This is a genomic window from Selenomonas sputigena ATCC 35185, from assembly GCF_000208405.1.
GTDB classification, from domain to species: Bacteria; Bacillota; Negativicutes; order Selenomonadales; family Selenomonadaceae; genus Selenomonas; species Selenomonas sputigena.
The window spans coordinates 2,404,276-2,425,553 of the sequence record NC_015437.1 but is presented as its reverse complement, the minus strand read 5'-3'; the positions used below and the strand labels follow the sequence as shown (position 1 = coordinate 2,425,553).

At 59.9% G+C, this 21,278-nt stretch carries 18 protein-coding genes and 1 tRNA gene; 15 read left to right on the top strand and 4 right to left on the bottom strand.

Annotated elements, in window-relative coordinates; all coding sequences use genetic code 11:
* Positions 1 to 182: 182 nt before the first annotated feature.
* From SELSP_RS11060 to SELSP_RS11015, 10 genes are all read left to right on the top strand, one after another.
* A complete protein-coding gene (locus SELSP_RS11060; protein ID WP_006193289.1) occupies positions 183 to 2,318 on the top strand; it encodes a GAF domain-containing protein in 2,136 nt (711 codons plus the stop codon).
* Positions 2,315 to 3,220 (top strand): hypothetical protein, encoded by a 906-nt coding sequence (locus SELSP_RS11055; RefSeq protein WP_006193288.1) that lies wholly within the window; start codon positions 2,315 to 2,317, stop codon positions 3,218 to 3,220. Before SELSP_RS11060 ends, SELSP_RS11055 begins: the two co-directional genes overlap by 4 nt.
* Entirely contained in the window at positions 3,213 to 5,039 is a 1,827-nt protein-coding gene (locus SELSP_RS11050; protein WP_006193287.1) for a DUF2194 domain-containing protein, read from the top strand. Before SELSP_RS11055 ends, SELSP_RS11050 begins: the two co-directional genes overlap by 8 nt.
* On the top strand, positions 5,039 to 6,481 hold the full coding sequence (gene pelF / locus SELSP_RS11045; RefSeq protein WP_006193286.1) for a GT4 family glycosyltransferase PelF: 1,443 nt from the start codon (positions 5,039 to 5,041) through the stop codon (positions 6,479 to 6,481). The genes SELSP_RS11050 and pelF overlap by 1 nt, the downstream gene beginning before the upstream one ends.
* Positions 6,462 to 7,934 (top strand): exopolysaccharide Pel transporter PelG, encoded by a 1,473-nt coding sequence (gene pelG, locus SELSP_RS11040; RefSeq protein WP_006193285.1) that lies wholly within the window; start codon positions 6,462 to 6,464, stop codon positions 7,932 to 7,934. Before pelF ends, pelG begins: the two co-directional genes overlap by 20 nt.
* Positions 7,931 to 9,928 carry a hypothetical protein gene (locus tag SELSP_RS11035; protein WP_006193284.1) on the top strand — a complete coding sequence of 666 codons (1,998 nt, stop codon included), beginning with the start codon at positions 7,931 to 7,933 and terminating at the stop codon, positions 9,926 to 9,928. The genes pelG and SELSP_RS11035 overlap by 4 nt, the downstream gene beginning before the upstream one ends.
* A 25-nt stretch (positions 9,929 to 9,953) precedes the next feature.
* Positions 9,954 to 10,976, top strand: a complete 1,023-nt coding sequence (locus SELSP_RS11030; RefSeq protein WP_006193283.1) for an endo alpha-1,4 polygalactosaminidase — start codon at positions 9,954 to 9,956, stop codon at positions 10,974 to 10,976.
* A gap of 142 nt (positions 10,977 to 11,118) precedes the next feature.
* Positions 11,119 to 11,550 (top strand): flavodoxin, encoded by a 432-nt coding sequence (locus SELSP_RS11025; protein ID WP_013741057.1) that lies wholly within the window; start codon positions 11,119 to 11,121, stop codon positions 11,548 to 11,550.
* Positions 11,551 to 11,750: 200 nt separating this feature from the next.
* Positions 11,751 to 12,323: a DUF3793 family protein gene (locus tag SELSP_RS11020; RefSeq protein ID WP_037367725.1), complete on the top strand. Its 573-nt coding sequence runs from the start codon at positions 11,751 to 11,753 to the stop codon at positions 12,321 to 12,323.
* 60 nt (positions 12,324 to 12,383) lie between these two features.
* Positions 12,384 to 12,815, top strand: a complete 432-nt coding sequence (locus tag SELSP_RS11015) for a flavodoxin (protein ID WP_013741055.1) — start codon at positions 12,384 to 12,386, stop codon at positions 12,813 to 12,815.
* Between the two features lie 161 nt (positions 12,816 to 12,976).
* Here SELSP_RS11015 and SELSP_RS11010 read toward each other — a convergent pair whose 3' ends face one another.
* Together SELSP_RS11010 and SELSP_RS11005 are read right to left on the bottom strand one after the other, a co-directional pair.
* Positions 12,977 to 14,701: a methyl-accepting chemotaxis protein gene (locus tag SELSP_RS11010; protein ID WP_006193279.1), complete on the bottom strand. Its 1,725-nt coding sequence runs from the start codon at positions 14,699 to 14,701 to the stop codon at positions 12,977 to 12,979.
* Positions 14,702 to 14,715: 14 nt separating this feature from the next.
* Positions 14,716 to 15,648 carry a sugar ABC transporter substrate-binding protein gene (locus SELSP_RS11005; RefSeq protein ID WP_013741054.1) on the bottom strand — a complete coding sequence of 311 codons (933 nt, stop codon included), beginning with the start codon at positions 15,646 to 15,648 and terminating at the stop codon, positions 14,716 to 14,718.
* A gap of 208 nt (positions 15,649 to 15,856) precedes the next feature.
* Between SELSP_RS11005 and SELSP_RS11000 the strand changes: the two genes are divergently transcribed.
* From SELSP_RS11000 to SELSP_RS10985, 4 genes are all read left to right on the top strand, one after another.
* A tRNA-Ala gene (locus tag SELSP_RS11000) sits at positions 15,857 to 15,932 on the top strand.
* Positions 15,933 to 16,142: 210 nt separating this feature from the next.
* Positions 16,143 to 17,306: a DUF819 family protein gene (locus SELSP_RS10995; protein WP_013741053.1), complete on the top strand. Its 1,164-nt coding sequence runs from the start codon at positions 16,143 to 16,145 to the stop codon at positions 17,304 to 17,306.
* A 14-nt stretch (positions 17,307 to 17,320) separates the two neighbouring features.
* Complete coding sequence (locus SELSP_RS10990; RefSeq protein ID WP_013741052.1) at positions 17,321 to 18,322, top strand: Gfo/Idh/MocA family protein; 1,002 nt, start codon at positions 17,321 to 17,323, stop codon at positions 18,320 to 18,322.
* Positions 18,323 to 18,331: 9 nt separating this feature from the next.
* Positions 18,332 to 18,859 (top strand): HAD family hydrolase, encoded by a 528-nt coding sequence (locus SELSP_RS10985; RefSeq protein ID WP_006193274.1) that lies wholly within the window; start codon positions 18,332 to 18,334, stop codon positions 18,857 to 18,859.
* On the opposite strand, the gene SELSP_RS12555 is transcribed toward SELSP_RS10985, so the two are convergent.
* Complete coding sequence (locus tag SELSP_RS12555) at positions 18,820 to 18,942, bottom strand: hypothetical protein (RefSeq protein ID WP_268741243.1); 123 nt, start codon at positions 18,940 to 18,942, stop codon at positions 18,820 to 18,822. The two genes, SELSP_RS10985 and SELSP_RS12555, sit on opposite strands and share 40 nt — an antisense overlap.
* 543 nt (positions 18,943 to 19,485) lie before the next feature.
* Positions 19,486 to 19,977 (bottom strand): hypothetical protein, encoded by a 492-nt coding sequence (locus SELSP_RS10980; protein WP_006193271.1) that lies wholly within the window; start codon positions 19,975 to 19,977, stop codon positions 19,486 to 19,488.
* A 234-nt stretch (positions 19,978 to 20,211) separates the two neighbouring features.
* Here SELSP_RS10980 and SELSP_RS10975 point away from each other — a divergent pair, with 234 nt between their 5' ends.
* The gene (locus SELSP_RS10975) at positions 20,212 to 21,210 is read left to right on the top strand and encodes a nucleoid-associated protein (RefSeq protein WP_006193268.1); all 999 of its coding nucleotides are present in this window, start codon (positions 20,212 to 20,214) and stop codon (positions 21,208 to 21,210) included.
* Positions 21,211 to 21,278: the final 68 nt, after the last annotated feature.

The following is a 21,278-nucleotide window of genomic DNA, read 5'->3' as shown; positions in this document are numbered from 1 at the left end:
AAACTTGCCATAAAATAATGAGTCATATATACTAGTAAAGCAAGTAACACTAGGTGGATAAATACAGAATTTGCCATATTTACCGTCTTGTTAATAGATAGAAAGTCCTTTGTTAAACGATACACTGCCTGCTGCGTCGGATGGTGAGCAAAGGTCAAGCGAATGGAGCCTGAGACAAGAATATGAGTACATGGACGAAAAAAGTGATGTTTGCGGGGCTGCCGCGCTTCTTGGAGCAGCTGCTTGCCGCGTGCTTTCGCAAGGAGGCGTGGGAAGTCTCGAGCCTTTCTGCGAATGAGGAGGAGCGATCGCAGAAAGGCATGAAGACGTATGACTGCGCCTTGGAGAGCGCTGAGGCGGGCATGGTCTTCGCCGTGGAGAATCTCGATCTCCTCATCTATCGTTTGGAGCGCGATCCCGTGCTGGGGGTGCGCCGCCTCGACGCCATGCTGCGCTTTGCCTGCGCATCGAAGGTGCGGCGCGTGTTTCTGCTCTCGGGTGACGAGGTGTTTGCGCCCGGGACAGAGCCGCTGGAAGACGCGGCGCTCCAGCCGCAGGGCGAAACGGGGGCGCTTCTCGCGCGTTTGGAAGCCCAGGGGCTCTCCTGGCGTGCGCAGGGACTTTCCGTGTCCATCGTGCGCCTTCCTGAGCTTTACGCGCCGGGACAGACGTCGGACGACGGCTTCATCGGGCGTCTCTTCGGTGCGGCTTTGATGAATCGTCCGCTGCCGCGCTACACTGATCCGGCCGCCGTTTCCTGCGGCTTTCTCGATGCGCGTGACGCGGTCTATGCGATCTATCAGGCGGCGGCGCGCGGCTTCGACGGCGCGCATCTGCACATCGGCGCACCTGCGGCAACGACGATGGAGGAGCTTTATGCGATCTGCCGCGAGTTCTTCCCGCGCATGGAGGAGGCGGCGGTTCCGCGCGAAACGCAGGGACGCGCCATCTTGAAGAGCGCGATCGCAGAAAAGGAACTCGGCTGGCGTCCCGTGCGTCCCTTCGCGCAGGGTCTCAAGGAGACGTGGGAGGCGATGTGCGCGATGCACGATACGCGCGTCGCGGACGTTCGCGCGATGTCGAGGCGCGCGCGTCTCGCACGCCTCCAGCAGCGCTTCATCCCCTACGCCGAGAACCTCGCAGGCGCGGCTTTGACGGCGGGCGTGGGCGCTTTGCAGGGCGGCACGACGGTGAACGCCATGACGGCGTTCGACTTTGCGTTTCTCTACATCGGCTGCATGGGACTTCTCTACGGCAAGCAGCAGGCGCTGATCGCGGCGGTGCTCTCGCTCGTTCTGCTCATTCACAGCCTTTTGGGCGCAGGTGGCGACCTCGTGGCGATGCTCTACAATCCGCGCGAGTTCCTGCACTTCGTTTCGTACTTCTTCGTCGCGGTGCTGACGGGCTACTTCGCCGACCGCGCGAGCTATCAGCAGCTCGCCGACACGCGCATCAAGCGCCGTCTGCAGAACCGCTATTCCTTTTTGGAAAACCTCTTCAAGGAAAACCTCGCCGTGAAGGATCGCCTCTATCGCCAGATCGTGAACTCGGACGACAGCATCGGCCGCCTTTACCGCATCGTTTCGCGCCTTGATTCCGTCGAGACGGAGAACCTCTTCACGCAGGCGACGTCGGTCACGGCGGACATCCTCGACGTCGAGGATGTCGTCGTCTACGTCGTCGGCGAGGGCGGCTACTACCTGCGACAGAAGGTGCGCCTCGGCAGTCGGACGGGTGAGATGCCGCGCTCTTTGCGCGTCGACGACTATCCGTATCTGCAGGAAATGCTCCGGGAGAAGAAGATCTTCGTCAACCGCGATCTCATCAAGGGACTGCCCGATCTCGCCGCGCCGATTTCCTACGAAGGGCGCGTGATCGCCGTCCTGCAGATCTATCATCTGGATTTCGAGCAGTGGAGTCTCTATGAGCAGAATCTCCTCTCCATCACCGCGCGCCTCGTGTCCAGCTCGCTCGGACGCGCCTACGCGTGGGAGCAGGAGACGGCAGGGCGCAAATATATCGACGAGACGCGCATCCTGCGCATCGAGGAGTTTCAAAAGGTCATCGAGGAGTTCTGCGAGCGCCGCCGCATGCAGGCGGACTATCCCGTCGCGCTGCTGCCCGTCAGCATCAAGGACGAGAGCTACCGAGAGATCGACCACAAGATTGCGAACAGCATTCGCGCCGAGGACTTCATCGGTGCGACGGCAGACGGCGTCGCCCTCCTTCTGCCCGATGTCGCGGGCAAGACGCTCGACATGGTGCGTGAGCGCTTGGAAAAGGCGGGAATTGAAACGGGGGAGAGCCTTTCGCTATGATCAGCGATTTGTTTGCAGGAACAGGACTCCTGCTTCTCGTATACTTCATATTGGTCGCCGTCTATATGGCGGTCGAAGGAAAGCGCCGAGGTCGGATCTCAGCGGCGGCCAAGGGCGTCTTTGCCGCCGCTCTGCCCGGTCTCGGGCTTCTTCTGCTGCTCCTTTACGAGCTTTTCGGTCATGCGCTTGGACTCATGAAGCGCACGGGGCCGGAGGAAGAGGAGGAGGATTTCAGCATGTCCTTCGGCGATCGTGCGTACAATGCAGACATCGTGCCGCTGCGCGACGTGTTCTTGATGGACGATCCGAAACTCAAGCGCAAGTTCTTCACCGATGCCATCAAGCAGAACGTCGTGGAGCGGCAGGGAATCCTCAACGAGGCCGTGCATGACAGCGACCGCGAGATCGCCTACTACGCCGTGTCGATGATGACGGCGCACATGGAGCAGCTCGGCGAGGACATCTATGCGCTCGAAGAGGCGATCAAGCGCGGCGCGGACGACGATGCGCTGCTCGACAAGTATGTGGAGAAGGTGCGCGAGTTTCTGCTGCGCCGCTACGGTGATTCCGTGACGCGCGAGCAGCAGCGCATGCGCTACATGGAGATGCTGCGCCTCCTCTCGGAGCGCCATCCCGGCCATCCTGCCTATCACGCCGAGCGCATCCGTGCATTGATCCGTGCGGAGCGCCTGGAGGAGGCGGCAGAAGCCTGCGCCGCATTTCGCGCAAGCCTCCCCGAGGCGGAGCTGCCGCTTCTCCTGACGCTTCAAATACAGCAGGCGGCGCATGAGCGCGAGGCGATGAAGGAAACGATCGAGTCGCTCAAGCGACTGCCAACGCGCCTGACGAACGAAGCGATGCAGGCGATCCGCTACTGGGAAGGAGGTGCGGCGCGTGAATAAGCGAAGCCTTTGCCTCCTGCTCTTCATCGCGTTCCTTCTGGGCTGCTTTTTCCAATACAGCCGCTTCGATGGCTTTCTTCATCTCGATGCTCGGGGAAACCGCACGCTTGCGGATCGCGTCCTGCGGTCGATGCCGCCCGAAGGGGAGGAGATCGCGCGAGAGAAGTTCCTCATCGTCTACGATCCCGCCGATGTCCTCAGCATGTATGCGCGGCACAATATGGAAAAGATCCTCAAGGAAAAGCGCAAGGACTACGAGAGCCGCACCGTCTACGATACGCGCCCCTTTGACGGCGCATATCAGGGCGTCGCTCTGGCGACGGGGCGCTTGGACGCGGTGAAGCTGCTGCCCGCGCTCTTGGACTATGTGCGCTCGGGCGGCACTCTGCTCGCTCTGCAAAAGATCGAGCAGACGCCAGAAAATCCTTTGCCGGCCGCCATCCTGCAGGATTTCGGCATCGCATCCGTAGGCGAGCCTGCCGATGTTCACGGAATCCATATACGGACGAACTTCCTCGTCGGCGGCAAGGATTTCCGCTTCGGCGAAAATTCGGCGTTTACGACGCAAGTCAATAGGGTCGATCTGACCGAGGACGCCGCCGTGCAGATCGAGAGCGCCGACGGCGCGCCGCTTCTCTGGGAAAAATCACTGGGGGCGGGGCGCATTTACGCCTACAACGGCGTTGAGCGTGACGACAAGACGAACCTCGGCATCTTCACGGCGATGGCGGCGCACTGCGGCGAGGATGCGATCTATCCTGTCGTCGGCGTGAAGATCTTCGTCCTCGACGATTTTCCCGCCCCTGTGCCCGAAGGGGATTTCTCGCGCATCTACGACGAACTCGGCGTAGATACGGAGACCTTTTACCGCCAGATCTGGTGGCCGTTCATCCGCCGTCTGGCACAGGAGGAGGACATCCGCTATACGGGCGCCATCATCGAGACGTACGGCGCACAGGTCAAAGGGCCGTTCCGGCCGCTTGGCGGACGCGCGGCGCGTGACGGACTGATCATCTATGGGCGCGAACTTTTGAACATGGGCGGCGAGCTTGGCCTGCACGGCTACAACCATCAGCCGCTCGCCCCTGCGGGCTACGGACAGCCGCGGCTCAACTATGTGCCGTGGGAAAGTCAGGCGGATATGGAGGAAGCGCTGAGCGAGCTGAGGAACTACGTCAAGTCCGTCTATCCCGACTACGACTTCCGTTTCTATGTGCCGCCGTCGAACATCATGAGTCCCGAGGGGAAAGCCGCGATCCGCAAGGTGTTCCCCGAGGTCATCGCCTTCGGCTCTCTGTTCGACGGGCCGGCGAATGAGCGCGCCTACTATCAGGATTTTGAGCGCAAGGACGGCGTCTTTGAACTGCCGCGCATCAGCTCGGGTCATGAGGATGACGGGCTCATGCTCTGGCAGGAAATCAGTGCGCTCAACTATATCGGCGTGTTCTCGCATTTCATCCATCCGGACGAATTGTTTTACGAGGAGAGCGCGAACATGACGTGGCAGGGCATGTCGGAGGGGCTGAAGAGCTTCATGCACAAGATTCGCGTGCGCTATCCGTGGCTGACGGCGGAAACGATTTCGGACAGTCTGCCGCTCTTTTCGGATTACTTTGATATGGATTACCGCGTGCGCCGGACGGATGATCGTCTGGAGCTTTATTCGTGGGGTACGGGCGGCGAGCTGCGCTTCCTGCTGCGCACGGCGAAGGAGATCGAGCGCACGGAAGGCTGCACGGCGGAATTTGCCGATGACGGCGTTTACCTCGTCCGCACGAGCGAGGCGCGAGCCTGCATCTATTGGAAAGGAGAGAAGTGATGCGCATCTGTCTGTTGGCGGAAGGTTCTTATCCCTACGTCGTAGGCGGCGTGTCCTCGTGGATTCAGATGCTCATGGAGGGGCTTCCCGAGCATGAGTTCGTCGTCTACACCATCGGCGCGGAGATGAAGGATCGCGGCAAGTTCAAGTTCAAGCTGCCCGCGAACTGCGTCGGCATCGAGGAGGTGTTCCTCGACGAGATCCTCTCCCTGCGCGCTTCCGATATGCTTGAGGGCATCCTGACGTATGACGATTGCCAGGCGCTCTACGAGCTTGTGCGCGGTGAGCGCGACATCCCGCTCAAGCGGCTGTTGGAAGTCTTCGCCTACGGGCGCTGGAAGTCGCCGCTCGCCGTCTTCATGTCGAGCGACTTCTTCGATGTGATCGTGCGCGTCTATCGCGAACAGTATGAAAATCTGCCGTTCACGGACTTTTTCTGGACGATGCGCTCGATGCTTCTGCCCCTCTTCTACCTGCTGCAGCAGAAGCTGCCCGAGGCGGACGTCTACCACAGCGTCGCGACGGGCTACTCGGGCGTCATTGGCGGCATGGCGGCGACGCGCTACAAGAAGCCGTACATGATCACGGAGCACGGCGTCTACTCACGCGAACGCGAGGCGGAAATCTTGAAGAGCGACTGGGCGAAGGCGGACTTCAAGGGCGTGTGGATTCGCTACTTCTACTATCTCGCACGCCTTTCGTACCACAGCGCCGATCGCCTCTACACGCTCTTCGAGCACAACGGCAAGATCGCCGCTGACCTCGGCTGCGATCCGGAAAAGATCGAGATCGTGCCGAACGGCGTGCGCATGGAGCGCTTCTCTTCCGTTCCCGAGCTTCTCGATCACAAGGGGCCGATCACGATCGGCGCGGTCGTGCGCGTCGTGCCCATCAAGGACATCTTGACGCTCCTTCGCGCCTTCGCCATCGTCAAGCGCGAACTGCCCGACGCGCACCTCGTCGTCATGGGCGGACTCGAAGAAGATCCCGACTACGTCGCCGTCTGCCATCGCACGGTGCGCATGCTCGGCCTTGAAGATGTGACCTTCACCGGCTCCGTCCCCGTGGCCGAATATCTGCCGAAGATGGACGTCCTCGTCCTGTCGAGCATCAGCGAGGGGCAGCCGCTCGCCGTCTTGGAAGGCTTCTCGGCGCATCGGCCCTACGTGACGACGGACGTCGGCTGCTGCCGCGAGCTGATCTACGGCGACAGCGGCGACGATCTCGGCACGGCGGGCGCGGTTGTCGCGCCGCTCGACTACGAGGCGATGGCGCACGAGATCGTGCGGCTCGCGAAGGACTATGAGCTGCGCCGCTCGATGGCGGCCATCGGCTTTGCCCGCACGAAGTCGCGCTACACGCACGAACAATTCATCGAGTCGTATCGCAAGGCGTATCAGGACATCAAAAAGGAGGGGGCACATGGCGGGCGTCGGATTTGAACTCAAGCGTCTCTTTCGGGCGCGCACGGCAACGGGGCATCTCAAGGCGTACTCGTACTCCGCCATCGTCACGACGGGGCCATTCGCCCTTTTGACGAGCATGGTGCTGCTGATCCAGACGCTCTTCCAGCTCCACGGCACGGCACAGGCGGAATCGGCGGTCTATCTTGGCGCCGTCGTCTATTCTTTCGTGTTTTCCCAGCTGCTCTCGTGCGGCTTCACGATCGTCCTGACGCGCTATCTCGCGGACTGCATCACCGTGCAGCACTACCGCGATGTGACGCCGTCGCTCTTCGGCATGAGCGCGATCCTGCTCGTGCTCGGCGCTGCCGCCTCCGCGCTCTTCTTCTGGGACAAGCCGCTCGCCTTCGAGCTGAAACTCCTGTCGTACCTCTTCTTTTCGGAACTGCTGCTCGTCTGGACGGCGAGCGTCTATCTGACGGCGGTCAAGCGCTTCAAGTACCTGATCCTCGGCTACCTTGCGGGCGTCCTTTTAAGCGTTGCGCTCGCGGCGCTCCTCTTGGAGCTGGCATGGCTTTCGCCTGCGGCGGCGGCGCTTTTTGCCATGGACGTCGGCATGGGCGCACTCGTCCTCTTCTTCTTCCTCTATGTGACGAGCCGCTTCGGCTTGCCGAAGGACGGCATGATCTTCGCCTTCCTGCCCTATCTCGGGCGGCACGGGCGGCTCTTCATCGGCGCGTTCGGCTACACGCTCGGGCTTTTCCTGCCGAACATACTCATCTGGCAGGGGTCTTGGGGCGTGCTCATCGAGGACACGTTCCTCTACGCGCCGCGCTACGACGTCGTCGTCTTCTACGCGCTCCTTTCCATCCTGCCGCTCACGACGATGTTCGTCGTCAAGGTGGAGACGCATTTCTACGAGCGCTACGCGCAGTATTTCACCTCCATCACGCACGGCGGCAACCTTCAGATGATCGAGGACGCGCGAAAGGATCTGCTCTACGTCATGTGGTTTGAGCTGCGTCAGGCGTTCGAGTTCCAGTTCGTCTTTACGCTCGTCTTTCTGGCCTTTGGCAACTATGTGCTGTCGTTCGCCGGACTCGATTACAACTCGGTCAACATGTTCAACGTCATGCTCTTCGCCGCCTTCTTCGCGGGCGCTCTGCAGGTTCTCATGATCATGCTTGAGTACTTCGACTTCCAGAGCGGCGTCTGGCGCATCGGCGCAATCGCGGCGCTCGGGAATCTCGCGCTGGGTCTTCTCTCTCTCTATCTCGGGGAAAAGAGCTACGGCTTCGGCTTCTTCCTCGCGACGACGCTTGCGCTCGCCTACGGCATCTGGGCATTGATGCGCTTCGCCAAGGGCATCAACTACTATGTATTCTGCGCACAGCCCGTCTTCTATCGGGCGGACGCGGGGATTTTCCAAAAGATCGCATATTGGCTCTACGGGGAGGAGCTTCCCGATCTCGAAAGGATGGAAAAAGCATGAGCATACTACAGAAGATGAAACGCCGCCGCACGCTCGCACTCCTCAAGAGAGCCTGCACCCTGACGCTCACTCTCGGCATGACGTCGGGCGTGGCGTCGGCGGCGAGCCACGACGCCCTGCACGATGTCTACGGCTACTTCTCCTACATGATGAACGTCCGAGATGAGATACGATCCCACCGCGCGGCCCTCGCGGCGCTCGCCGAAGCGCGGGCGGACGTGGAAAGCGCGCGCGCCAACCTCGTCGAAGCGCAGGAAGCGACGCGGGACGCCGCCGCCAACCTCGCGCTTGCCATCCAAAACCTGCGCGCGGCAGAAGAGCATCTCGCCGCCGTTCGCAAGGCGCTCGCATCGGCCGAAGAAGCGAGCGCCTTGCGAACGGAAGAGGCGATCGCGGCGCAGAACGCTGAAGCAGACTACGCACCCGAGGTCGAGGCGCAGCGCACGGCGCTGGAATCGCTCTACCGCGAGGCGGACAATCTCTCGCGTGCAGCGGGCACGACGGACGGAGAGAATCCCGATCGCGAGAAAGCAGTCGCACGCATCCTCGCGGAAGTCGGCTACGAGCAGAACCGCATCGTCGACGCGCAGCGCATGGTCGAAGAAGCCCTTGCCGCCGAGCGCGGCACGACGCCGGACGCGGCCGGTGCAAAGCTCGCGGCTGTATCATCCGAGGTCGACGCGGCGCAGGCGCAGCTCGACGCGATGGAAGCGCAGCTCGATGCACTGACGGCTCTGCGCGAGCAGGCAGAGGACGCGGAGCGCGACGCGCGCGAACTCGTCGCCGACTACACGCAGGAAGCCCAAGCGAGCGAAACCGATCTCGCCGAGAGCCGCAAGAACAAGGCGGAAGCGGAAACGTACGACGCGGAGGCGAAAGCCTGGGCGCTGCAGGCGGCGGACGAGCAGAAGGCTGCCGAGCGAAGGCTCCTCCAGAGCGAGCATGATCTCGCCTATTTCGGCGAAGGCGCGGGCGCGGAGACGGGCGTCGAGTACTACACATGGCGCGGCGAGAGAGCGGGGCATCAGCTCTATCTGCCGCTTTCGTACTTTTCGCGTACGCACGCGGGCAAGACGAAGCTCGACTACGGCATCTCTGCGGGCTACGTCAAATCCCATACGGGATTTGACAGCGGCGTCTCGGGCTTGACGGATACGCAGGCGAGTGTTACGATTCACAATGAAAAGCCTCGGACGAGCGTCCATTACGGCCTCTCGGTCAACCTGCCGACGGGCGAGAGCAAGATTTATCAGCGTGCTGCCGTACCCGAAGGACTCGCACGCTTCACCGACTTCGGCGCGGGCTGGCAGTTCATCCCGAGCGTCGAAGTCACGCACCGCATCAGCGAGCGCGACCGTCTGACGGGAAGATTCAGCTATGCCGTGCGCGGCGGCTACGACTATTCGAAGGAAGTGCCGAATGCGCATGTATCGCCGGGCAACATCTTCGCGCAGGAAATCGAGTACCTCCATGCGGGAGATAAGAAATCGTACATGATTCAGCTCTACCATAACTCCACAGAGAACGCCGTACAGGACGCGGTGGACACAGACAGCCGCACGATTACCGGCAAAATGCACTACCGCGACGGCGACGACTGGGAACTTCGCTTCTTCTACAACCAAGCTGTTTCCGCGAAAGATGAAGTGCGCTTCTACGCCATCTATGCGCTGACCGAAGCGGCCAAGGGCATCGCCTCGCAGGAAGTCGCGCGGCAGTACTACGGACTCGGCCTGCGCCACCGCGTGTCCGACAAATTGACGTGGCAGATCATGGCGCACTATCAGAACGTGAGCACGACCTACGACCCCTTGCGCACGGCGCTCAACACGGGCAATGGCTTCAAGCGCTGCTCGCTGATCGCAGGCCTTGCTTGGAAGGCGAGCGAGCGCAAAAATCTCACGTTCCAAGTCGAGCGCTATGTGAGAAGCGACGTGGGCGGCGCAGGCTACAACGGCTGGGGTGCTGCGCTCTGGTATCAGCAGTCATTCTGATTTTTGGCATCGTGAAGGAGGACGTATGGGGAAGATAAAAAAAGGCGTTGCCGCGCTTCTCTTAGGAGCGGCAGGACTCTTCGGGCTGCAGCAGACGCCCTTTGTCGCAGATGCGCCGAAGGACGCCGCGGCTAGCATCGCTGTCGTGCCGGAAACGGCGATGGTCGATCTCGCAGAGACCCTTGGCCGCTATGCACGCGCCCGTAAGGAAGACTTCCTGCTCGTCGGCAACGGCCCCGTGGGGCTTCTGGAAGTGACGGAAGACAATTCCGAGGAAAACGTCGCACGGCTCGTCGGAACGCTCGACGGCATCCTCATGGAGTCGGTCTTCTATGACGGCTATGAAGAAGAGGGAGAGACGCCCGAGCGGCGCGATGCGGAGACGGAAGAATACCTCGCCGCCATGCTGCGAAAGCCGCTGCTCGCAGGACGCTCCGTCTTCACGCTCGACTATGTGAAGGGCAAGAAAATCGCCGAGGTGGAAGCGCTCGGACATGGGGCCGGCTACATCTCCGAAGCCGGCGACCGTCTCTTGGATGTGATTCCTGCGCGCGCGCCGCAGGAAGAAAATGCAGCGGACGTCACGCGCCTCAAGCAGGTGAAAAACTTCCTCGCGCTGTTGAACCCCGAGCATTTTCCCACGCGCGAAGCCTACCTCGACGCGCTCGCCGCGACGAACTACGACCTCCTGATCGTCGACCTCTACTATGGCGACCGCCCGCTCACACCCGCAGAAACCGCTCGCCTCAAGCACAAGGCGAACGGCGGCCGCCGCCTCGTCCTCTCTTACATGAGCGTCGGCGAAGCGGCGGATTACCGCCCCTATTGGAAAAAGGAATGGGACAGCGAGCGTCCGCATTGGCTCGCCGAGCCGAATCCCGAATGGCCGGGCAGCTACAAGGCGCGCTATTGGTCAAGAGAATGGCACGACATCCTCTACGGCAGGGAGGACGCCTACCTCGACCGCATCATCGCCGCCGGCTTCGACGGCGCCTTCCTCGATGTCATGGACGCGTGGCAGTATTTCAAGGAATCGGGGAGGAAATAGCGCTTCCTGAGACGAACCGTGCAGACGGATTGGATAACTTCCCACCTTTTTGTTGACGCAGAGAAGGAAAAATGATATATTCTATATATTGAGAATGATTATTTATAAAATCTTCAGCAAAGAAAACATGGGAGGTTTTTTCATGAAAAAAGTTGCAGTAGTATATTGGAGCGGCAGCGGCAATACGGAAGAGATGGCGAAAGCCGTCCTTGAGGGCGCGAAGAAGGGCGGCGCGGACGCGGAGCTCAAGCGCTTCGAGGATTTCAAGGTCGCCGATATGGCGGGCTATGACGGCTTCCTCTTCGGCTGCCCGGCGACGGGTTCGGAGGAGCTGCAGGAGGACTATGTCGAGCCGTTCTTCGCTGAAGCGGAGTCGAAGCTCTCGGGTGTGCCGGTCGGACTCTTTGGCTCGTACGGCTGGGGCGGCGGCGCTTTCATGGAATCGTGGGCGGAGCGCGTGCGCGCGGCGGGCGCGAAGCTCGTGGACGATGGCCTTGCCGTTGAGAACGCGCCCGATGACGACGGGCTCAAGGCATGCGAGGAGCTTGGCGAAGCGCTGGCAAAATCGCTCTGAGCCTGTTCGCGCTGCTTTGGTGTGAACCTTTATAAAGCACTGAGAGGACGGTTCTGTGTCATGGGAAGATGGCGCAGAGCCGCCCTTTTTATATGGCGAAAAGGGCAGGAGGCTTGTTGCTTCTTTGTCTAAAAAACTTTTATTTTTGTATTGAAAATCATTACCAGATGTGCTATCCTATACATACATTGCTGGAGGTGATGATTTTGGGTAAGGATGGTTTCGAGCGTATGCTCTGCTTCCACTGTGCGCCGACGTTCGCGGGGATCAAGCCTGCGAGCCTTGTTTCTTTCCAGAAGAGCCGCTTCGAGAATTTCGATGCGCTTCTTGAATCGTATGCGACATGCTTCGAGTGCAAAGGCATCACGCCCGTCCGCTTGACGGAGGGCGAGGAGTATGTCCTCATGCTCTTCTACCGCAGGAAGCTCCTCGAACGTATCTTGGAGCAGCCGGCGGTGCTTGCGCTTCTGGCGCGATTCGGCTACCGTGCAGGTGATGCGATCGAAGCGCATTTGGAGTATCTTTCCATGCGCATCCAACTCCAGAAGAGTTTCCCGCATGAGGTCGGCCTCTTCCTCGGCTATCCGCCGGAGGACGTGGAAGGCTTCATCGAGAACAAGGGACGCGACTTCGCTTGCGCGGGCTATTGGAAGGTCTACGCGAACGAGGAGGAGACACGCGCTCTCTTCCAGCGATACACGGACTGCACGGAGCGTCTTTGTGCGCGTCTGGGGCGCGGCACGCCGATGGCGGAGCTTCTGGAAGCGGTCTAGCGCGCAGGGACGGTCAGCAGTTCTTTGCAGCAAGAAAAAAATCATCAGGAGGTCTTTGACATGGGAAAAGTAGCGGTTGTATATTGGAGCGGCACGGGCAACACGGAAGAGATGGCGAAAGCCGTCCTTGAGGGCGCGAAGAAGGGCGGCGCAGAGGCGGAGCTCTTCACGGTCAGCGATTTTGGCGCAGACAAGATGGCCGACTACAACGGCTTCCTCTTCGGCTGCCCCGCCATGGGCGACGAGGTCTTGGAAGAGGACGAGTTTGAGCCGTTCTTCACGGAAGCGGAAAAGAAGCTCTCGGGCGTTCCTGTCGGCCTCTTCGGCTCGTACGGTTGGGGCTCTGGCGCCTGGATGGAAGCTTGGGCGGAGCGCACGAAAGCTGCCGGCGCCAAGCTCGTCTCCGACGGCGTGATCGTCGAGAACGCGCCCGATGACGACGGCGTGAAGGCCTGCGAGGAACTCGGTGAGGCCGTCGCCAAGGCGCTCTGAGAAGCGTCCCTTACCAACTCCAACTCGCGCAAACTACACGCACAAAAAGACTGCCGCGCTTCGGTGCACGGCAGTCTTTTTGCTGGCACTTTTTCAACGAAAAAGCGAGGCGGCAGCTTTGAAAGAGCAAGCTGCCGCCTCGCAGATTTACCGGTTTGTCGTCATTTGGAGAAAGCTGTCACGAGATTCTTGAGGCGCTCCGTGCCTTCCTTGAATCCCTGCACCTTTTCGAGGATGTCGGCGTACCGTTCCGCCATGCCGACGATGTTCTCGGCGATGCGCGTGTTGCCGTCGGCGCTCTCGTGCGTCGCGCGTCCGATCTCGTCCATCGACTGGTTCATGTTGCGCACGGAAACGAGGAGTTCTTCGGAGCTTTTCGTGCTGCCCTTGGCCGTCCTGTGGAAGAATTCTGCGTCTTCCTTGTACTGCACGGCGGTTTCGTCCATCTGCTCGTAGTCCTTGCGGATGTCTTCATCGATGAAGTGCAGGAGGTCGAAGGCGCCTTTCGACAGGGCTTCCATCGCGCTCATGACCTGGCCGGTGAGGCTCTTGATTCTCTCCGCCGTTTCCTGCGACTGCTCGGCGAGCTTGCCGACCTCGCCGGCGACGACGGCGAAGCCGCGTCCCTGCTCGCCGGCACGAGCCGCCTCGATGCTCGCATTCAGCGCGAGGAGGTTCGTCTGCTCGGCGACGTCCGTGATGGCCTGCGTGAGCGTCTCGATCTCCTGCACGACCTTCGCGGCTTCGATGGCATCTTCCACGGAGGTTTTCGTCGAGCCGTAGACGCGGTTTGAAGCTTCCTGCGACTGCTCCATCTTCGCCTTCAGCTCGGTCGCGCGCACGGCGATCTCCCGCGTGTACGCCTCGCTCTTCTTCATTTCCTGCACGGTGTGCTGGATCTCTTCGCTCAGGTGGCCGCTGACCTGCTGCATGCTCGCCGTCGAGGCCGCCGTCTCTTCCATGCCCGCAGACATCTCCTCCGTCACGGCGGACATTTCCTGCGTCTCGTTGTTCATCGCGTTGATCATCGCTTCGAGTTCGCCGACGACGGCGTCCGTCTTTTCGGCTTCCTCGTGCACCTGCTTCATGAAGCCCTGCATCTTCATCAGAGCCTTGACGACGACGCCGATCTCATCGGCGCGGTTCGACAGCGCGGCAGGAATCTCGCGGTCCAGGTCGCCCGTCGCGACGGCATTGAGGTGGTCGATCGACGTATTCAAGGGCGCCGAGATGTTGTCTGCGATGATGCGCGACATGACGATGCCGAGAATCAGGCTGATGAGAATGATCGCGGCGAAGATCTTCAGCGTGCGTGCATACTGGCGATTGTTCGCCTCGAAGAGCTGCTTGCCCTGGAACACGTTGTCGGGCGTCAGAACCTCCATGTTGGCGCCGATCGCCGTCAGGGAGGAGAGCTGATTGTACGCTTCCGCCTTGTCCTCGGGCGCTGTGCCGAGTGTGCCGACGGCCTTGACCGCGGCGTCCGCCGCATCGAGATCCTTGTCGAGCGCGGAGAGCGCTTCCTTCGTGCGATCGCTCTGCTCCATCTTCTGGATTTCATCGACATCGTGCCGGATGCCCGCGAGGTTGCCCGCGATGTCATCGAGGAGGATCTGACGATTCTCCTGCGTGAAGTTCTGCTGCACGATGTAAGATACGTTGACGTTGATGCTGCGCAGTCGGTTGTTTGCGTCGTTCAGATACTGCGTCGTCATCAAGTTGTGGTGATACATCTCGTCGAGCGCCTGCTTTGCCGAATGGCTCGAATAGATGCCGACGACGGCGACGAGCGCCACAGTGAGGAGGAGGAAGACGGAAAGGATCGCGACCTTCGTCTTTACGCTGTAATCCTTCAGGATCTCGCTGCCCAAAGTAAAATTGCTCATATTTCCCAGCCCCCTTACTTCACGAACTGCGCGACATTTTCGCGCGTGATGGACGTGAACGGAATGTCGAGGCTCTCGGTCGGCGCCTTGCCGCTTAGAAAGCCTTGGACGAGCGTGACTGCACCTGCCGCCTGTCCCTCGGCGTCCTGCTTGACCGTCTGCGAAAGCTCGCCCGCTTCGACCGCTGCGAGGCCTGCAGGCGTAGCGTCGACGCCCGTCACAAGGCAGCCGTTGAGACGGTTCGCCGCTTTCAAGGCCTGGATCGCGCCCAAGGCCATCTCATCGTTCGCCGCGACGACGCCGTTGATCTCGGGGAAGAAGCTCAGCCAGAGCGTCATGGCCTTCATTCCTTCCGCCTTGCTCCAGCTTCCGTCGACAGAAGCGAGGAGCTTGACGTCGGGACGCTTGTCGAGGCACGCTTCCTTGAAGCCTTCCCAGCGCTTGACGGCGACGCTCAGGGAGCTTTCGCCCATCAGGTAGACGACCTTGGCGTTCGGCGGCAGATGGCTTGCCATGAACTCGCCCTGCATCCGGCCGGCCTCGCGGTCGTCGGAGAGCGAGCCGATCACTTTCGGATCGTTCACGTCACGGTTCATGATGACGACGGGGATTCCTGCCTCGCGCGCCTTCTCGACCGTAGGCACGATGCTCGTTCCATCCATCGCGAGGAGCACGATGGCGGCCGCCTTGTTGCTGATCGCCTCGTTCAGCTGGTCGATCTGCAGATTGCTGTCGCCCTTGGCGTCGAGGAACTCCACATCAAGCCCTGCCGATTTCGCCTTCTCAGCAAAGGTGTTCTTGAGCTGCATGGCGAAGGCGTCGTCATCGTTGTGGTTCGCGTAGATTACCTTTCCCGATCCCCCGAGACCGGAAGAGCCGCAGCCCGCCAAGAGGAGACACCCCAAGACGGTCAGGAGAAAGAGCAGACATTTTCTTGTCAGACTCATGGTTTCACGTCCTTTCCTGCAGAGCTGCGATTCCTGCCGCATCTCTGCGCTCAAATATAGTCCTTCAGCTCTACACCTTCTTCGACTTCTAATGAAATTCTCCTGCTTCATCGGGAAATATATTCTTCTTTCTTGGGTATATTGGGAAAATATGATTTTTTTTCTTGCATTTTCTTTCGATATGCAGTATACTTGCGTAGTACGACATGGGGACGTAGCTCAGCTGGGAGAGCGTTCGGTTCGCATCCGAGAGGTCGAGGGTTCAATCCCCTTCGTCTCCACCATCTCGACAAGTGAGGAATCGGCTGTTTGCCGATTCCTTTTTTGTGTTATAGATGAGGCTTTGGCTTTGCGGGAGCGCGGATATAGCTTGCTCGTCAAGGAAGCGATCATTGCAAATAATGATATTGTGGTTATCTGCGATAAAAATTAACCACAATATCGTTATTTTTGATATAATAGCTGCAAAGCTTTTGCAAAAAAGGAGGGATTTGATGATCACCGACGGACTTTCCTATGTTTCCGTCCTTGTGTTCTTCGCGTCCGTGGTTCTTGCTGCCGAAAGGGTGACGGGGTGGGCGATCTTTCGCTTCGTCCCCAGCGTCGTCTTCATCTACATCGGTTCGATGCTGCTCGCTACGCTCGGCGTTTGGAGCATGGCGGCGACGAAGCCCGTCTATCGCGAGCTTTCGACGCTTCTGACCTATGCGATGATCTTCACGATGCTCCTGCGCTCGGATGTCCGCAAGATCTTTCGCATCGGCCCGCGCATGCTCCTCGGCTTCTTCGCTGCGACCGTCACGATCGCAGCCGGGTTCGTCGTCGCCTTCCTCATCATGGGGGAGCATCTCGGCGTCAACGCGTGGATGACGCTCGGTGCGCTTTCCGGCTCCTGGATCGGCGGCTACGACAATATCATGGAGATTCAGACCGCGCTGCACATTCCGGTGATCGACATGGAAGGTGCGTTCATCGTCGACTCTATCGACTATACGATCTGGGTCCTGTTCCTCTTCTGGCTCGTCACGCTTTCCCCGCGCTTCAATCGCTGGATGGGAGTGGATACGGCGAAGCTGGACGCCGTATCGCAGGCGATCGAGGACGATGATGCGAGGCGGACGGGAGAGATTTCTTTTCAAGGAATCTTCTTGATCTTTGGCACGTCGCTCCTCGTCTCCTCCGTTGGCGCAGATCTCGGCCCCTTGCTTTACGTTGCCATGCCCTTTCTCACGCAGTCCATCTGGACGATTCTCTTCATTGCGGCCTCCGGACTCATCGCCGCCTTTTCTCCGCTCGGGCGCATTGCCGGCTCCATGGAGGTTGCAAACGTGATGCTCTACTCGCTCATCGCGCTCATCGCCTCGCGCACATCCCTGTTGCAGTTCGGCGATGCACCCGCCTGGGTGCTCGCGGGCTTCATCATCCTCGGCGTGCACTTCCTTCTCATGGCATTGATCGCACGCATCTTCCGGCTCGACATGTTCACGCTGTGCATATCCTCGATGGCGAATATCGGCGGCGCAGCATCAGCGCCGATTCTCGCGAGCCTGTATTCCGGCGCTTTGATCCCCGTCGGCATATTCCTGGCGATCCTTGGACACATCATCGGCACGCCGCTCGGACTATGGATTGCACGCTTGTTGGAAATGCTCGCTTGAAGGGGTTGTACGTTATGGAAAAGAAGAGAACCTGCCGCTGGGCGACGATCGGCTGCGGCACGATCGCGCATGAAATGGCGCAGGCGCTGCAGCGGCTCGGACGCGGCTTCTGCGCTGCAGCGGGGCGCACGCCGCAGAAGGTGAGGGACTTTGCGGCAGAGTTCGGCATAGAAAAAGCGTACGATACGCCGGCGGCTCTCCTCGCCGACCCGGACATTGACATCGTCTACATCTCGACGCCGCACAATACGCATGCGCCCTACATCATGCAGGCGCTCTCCGCCGGCAAGCATGTACTCGCGGAAAAGGCTATCACGCTCAATGCGCACGAGCTTGCGACGGCGGCCTCTCTCGCCGAGGAGAAGGGACTCGTCCTCGCTGAGGCGATGACGATCTACCACATGCCGCTCTATCGTGCGCTCGCCTCGCGCATCGAGGCGGGCGAGTTCGGCTCGCTTCGTCTCGCGCAGCTGAGCTTCGGCAGTTATAAGCCTTACGATATGGAAAACCGCTTCTTCAATCTCCGTCTCGCGGGCGGCGCACTCCTCGACATCGGCGTCTACGCTTTGTCCTGCGCACGTTTCTTCCTTGCGGAAAACCCTGAGGAAATCGTCTCTCGGGCGCGTCTTGCACCGAGCGGCGTCGACGAGCAGGCGGTCATCGTGCTTAAGAACAGCGCCGAGGAAATGGCCGCCATCACGCTGTCCCTTCACGCCAAGCAGCCCAAGCGAGCGGTGTTCTCCTTCGACGACGCTTATATCGAGATCTGCGACTATCCGCGTGCCGACCGTGCTTCCATCATCTGGGCGGCAGATGGAAGCCGGGAAGATGTTGCGGCGGGCGAGACGGAAAAAGCGCTCGATTACGAGGTCCTCGCGATGGAGCGCGCCGTCCGCGGGGAAGGAAACGAGATGCGCCTCGACTATACGCGGGGCGTCATGGAGGTCATGACGAAGCTGCGGACGACCTGGGGCGTCAAGTACCCCGAGGAAGAAGCGGCTGTAGAAAGATCTTGAGGTGAATGAATGAAATACCGCTATTATCTGTTTGATTTCGACTATACGCTTGCAAATTCGGAAAAGGGCATCACAGGCTGCTTTCATACGACACTCAAGCGGCTCGGTTACGACGACGTGCCCGACGAGGCGATCCGCCGCACGATCGGCCTGCCGATGGACGAAGCGATCCGCCGCATTGCGGGCATCGAGGAGGCAGCGGAATGTGAGCGTTTCCTCGTCAGCTATCGCAAGGAGGCCGACAAGGAAATGACGCCGAATACGCATTTCTATCCCGAGACGCTGCCGCTCCTCGAAAAATTGCGTGCGGCAGGTGCGAAGACCGCCATCATCTCGACGAAGACGCGCCATCGCATCATGGAGAAGTTCATCGCTGAAAATGTCACGCATCTTCTCGACTTCGTCATCGGCTGCGAGGACGTTGAGACGTTCAAGCCCTCGCCCGAAGGCATTCTCGCCGCCTGCCGCCGCTTCGGCGCGGCAAAGTCCGAGGTCATCTACACGGGGGACAACTTGGTCGACGCCGAAGCAGCGTAGGCGGCCGGCGTCGATTTCGCCGCCGTGCTCACGGGCACGACGGAAAGAGCCGCCTTCGAGGCGCTGCCGCATGTGAAGATCATGAAAAATCTCGGCGAACTGCTGGTATAGCGAAGTGGGATTGAACCGCTTTGGACGCGCATGGCCGAACATGCGAAAAGATGGCGGCCATCGCTCTGGGCCTGCCCGGATTGCTGCGATGTATTGACGAAACGCAAAGAACGAATAACCGCCGCGCTTTCGCGCGGCGGTTATTCGTTCAGGCACGATTCTTTCGTCATTCACTTCTCATCCGACTTTTTTTCGAGACTCACCGTCCCATCGGATTCTCCTCCTTTCCGAGTATTCGGAGGCTTCCTTTGACTGCCCCCGTCAAGCGCAGGTACCGGTCACTTCATCCGCCGGCCTCTTTTTCCCCCCTTTGCTTGCTTTCATTATACAGCAAATGGTTTGACTTGTCAAGATTTTCTGACGATTTACCGTAAAAATCCAAGGGGTCAAGCCTGAGGGGGAGACCGATGGACTTTTCATGTAAGAGGCGCGCACAATCCCTGCAAAGTGAGCATTTGCGCGTATATTGAGTTGAGAAAAGTCCAAGCGCTCCGTTTGCAAAAGCCGCTTTTCGATCATCGGCTTCGCTTTGCCGCCAACTGCTGCTGCTGTTTCGCCAAGTCGAGGAGCGCCGCCTGACGCTCGCGCCGCTCGCGCTCGATGCGCGAGGCGACGTCTTCCGCCTGGGGCGCTTCCTCGACCGTATGCTTGGCGATATCCAAGATGTCCGCCTGCGCCTGCGTCCTGTCTCCCGCGATGCGTGCGGCGATGTCCTCGGGCGATTCCTCGCCAGATGCAGCTTCCCCTGCCGCCGCCCTGGCTGCCGCTTCCTCCTCGCGCTTTCGCTCTTCTTCTGCCGCTCGACGCGCCGCTTCTTCCGCCTCGGCCTTCTTGCGCGCCTTCGCCTCCGCCTTCTTCAAGCGCCGCTTCGCCTGCTCCGACATATACTTCTGCCACTCCATCGGATCGACCTCGATCAGGCGCGGCTCGGCGATGAACGCTTCATATTCAATGGAATGATTGCCCAGGTAGACCTTCCTGCCTGTTGTCACATGCTCCTTTTCCATGGCATAATCTCTCCCGTTCCCTGGAATCGCTGTATCGTGTGCGGGGCGAATCCACGACCGCCCGCTCTCTGCCGTACGCTCTGCAGAGAAAACCCTTTTGCTTTAATTCCCCGTCGATGATTGGAAATCCTTCTTTTTTCTATAGGCGATGCTAAGATTTTCTGATAGAATGATGATGAACGATAAAGGGGAAGATCAGAGAGATTCGGGTCGTCCTCCGAAAGGCGGTACAATATGACCACAATCGACAAGGCGGCGCTTCATATTCTCGACGCGGCGGGCTCTTCGCTTCTTTCGGCGGCGGAGCTGCCGCTTACGGGCGAGACGAGCGAATACCTCCTCGCACATATCGAGAAGAGCCGCAAGAGTCCCGACAAGAAGGCGGGGACGTTTTACGAGGACAGCGAGTGCAGGAAGGAAATTGCCGACTATCTTGCGGGCGAGAAGGACTTCCTCGCGTTTTCGCGTATTCTGGCGGAGAGCTTTCTGCGTGCGTTTTCCCATGCGGCAGAGGCGGCGAGCATGCTGCTCTTCGTGCTCGAAGTGCACGAAGATGAGCGGCGCGAGCTCATCGTCTTCCTCTGCCGCAGCCATGCGGGCTTTTCGCCCGCCGTTGTCGATACGGAGAGCGGGCTTTCGGCGGAGCTTTCGGCGTGCGGCTCCCTTTTGCCGAGCGCTTCGGCGACGATGGACGAGTTCGCCTTCGTCGATCTTTCGACGTTCGCTGCCTATGTGCGTGCCAAGCGCTACAGCGTCGACGGCAACGCCATCTTCGTCCTGCCCGAGCTTGTCTTGGAATGCGGACAGGCGCCTTCGGCGCGCGAGGCTTTGAAGAAGGCGAGCGATACGGCGAAGAAGGTCGCCGAAGCCTACGGCGGCGATGCCGTGGAGACGGCGGCTGCCGTCAAATCCTTCGTCGCGGGCGAGCTTGCCGAAAAAGATGCAGTGAATCCCTTGGAAGTTGGCCGCGAGGTATTCAAGGGCAATCCCGCCATGCAGGCGGACTACGAGCGGGCGATCGAGGAAGCAGGATTCGCTGCGCCCGTGGAGATGGACAAGGAATCCATCCTGAAGAAGATGAAGAATCACAAGCTCAAAACGGACACGGGCATCGAGCTTGTGATCCCGACGGACTACTTCGACAACACGGAATTCGTCGAGTTCCGCCGCGGCGAAGACGGCACGATCTCCATCACGCTCAAGCAGATCCAGAATATCGTCAATCGAGGGTGAAAGTATCGGTATTGCAATTGGGCAGTGGAACGGAATAAATCTCGTACCGCACCAAATTAATTTTATTT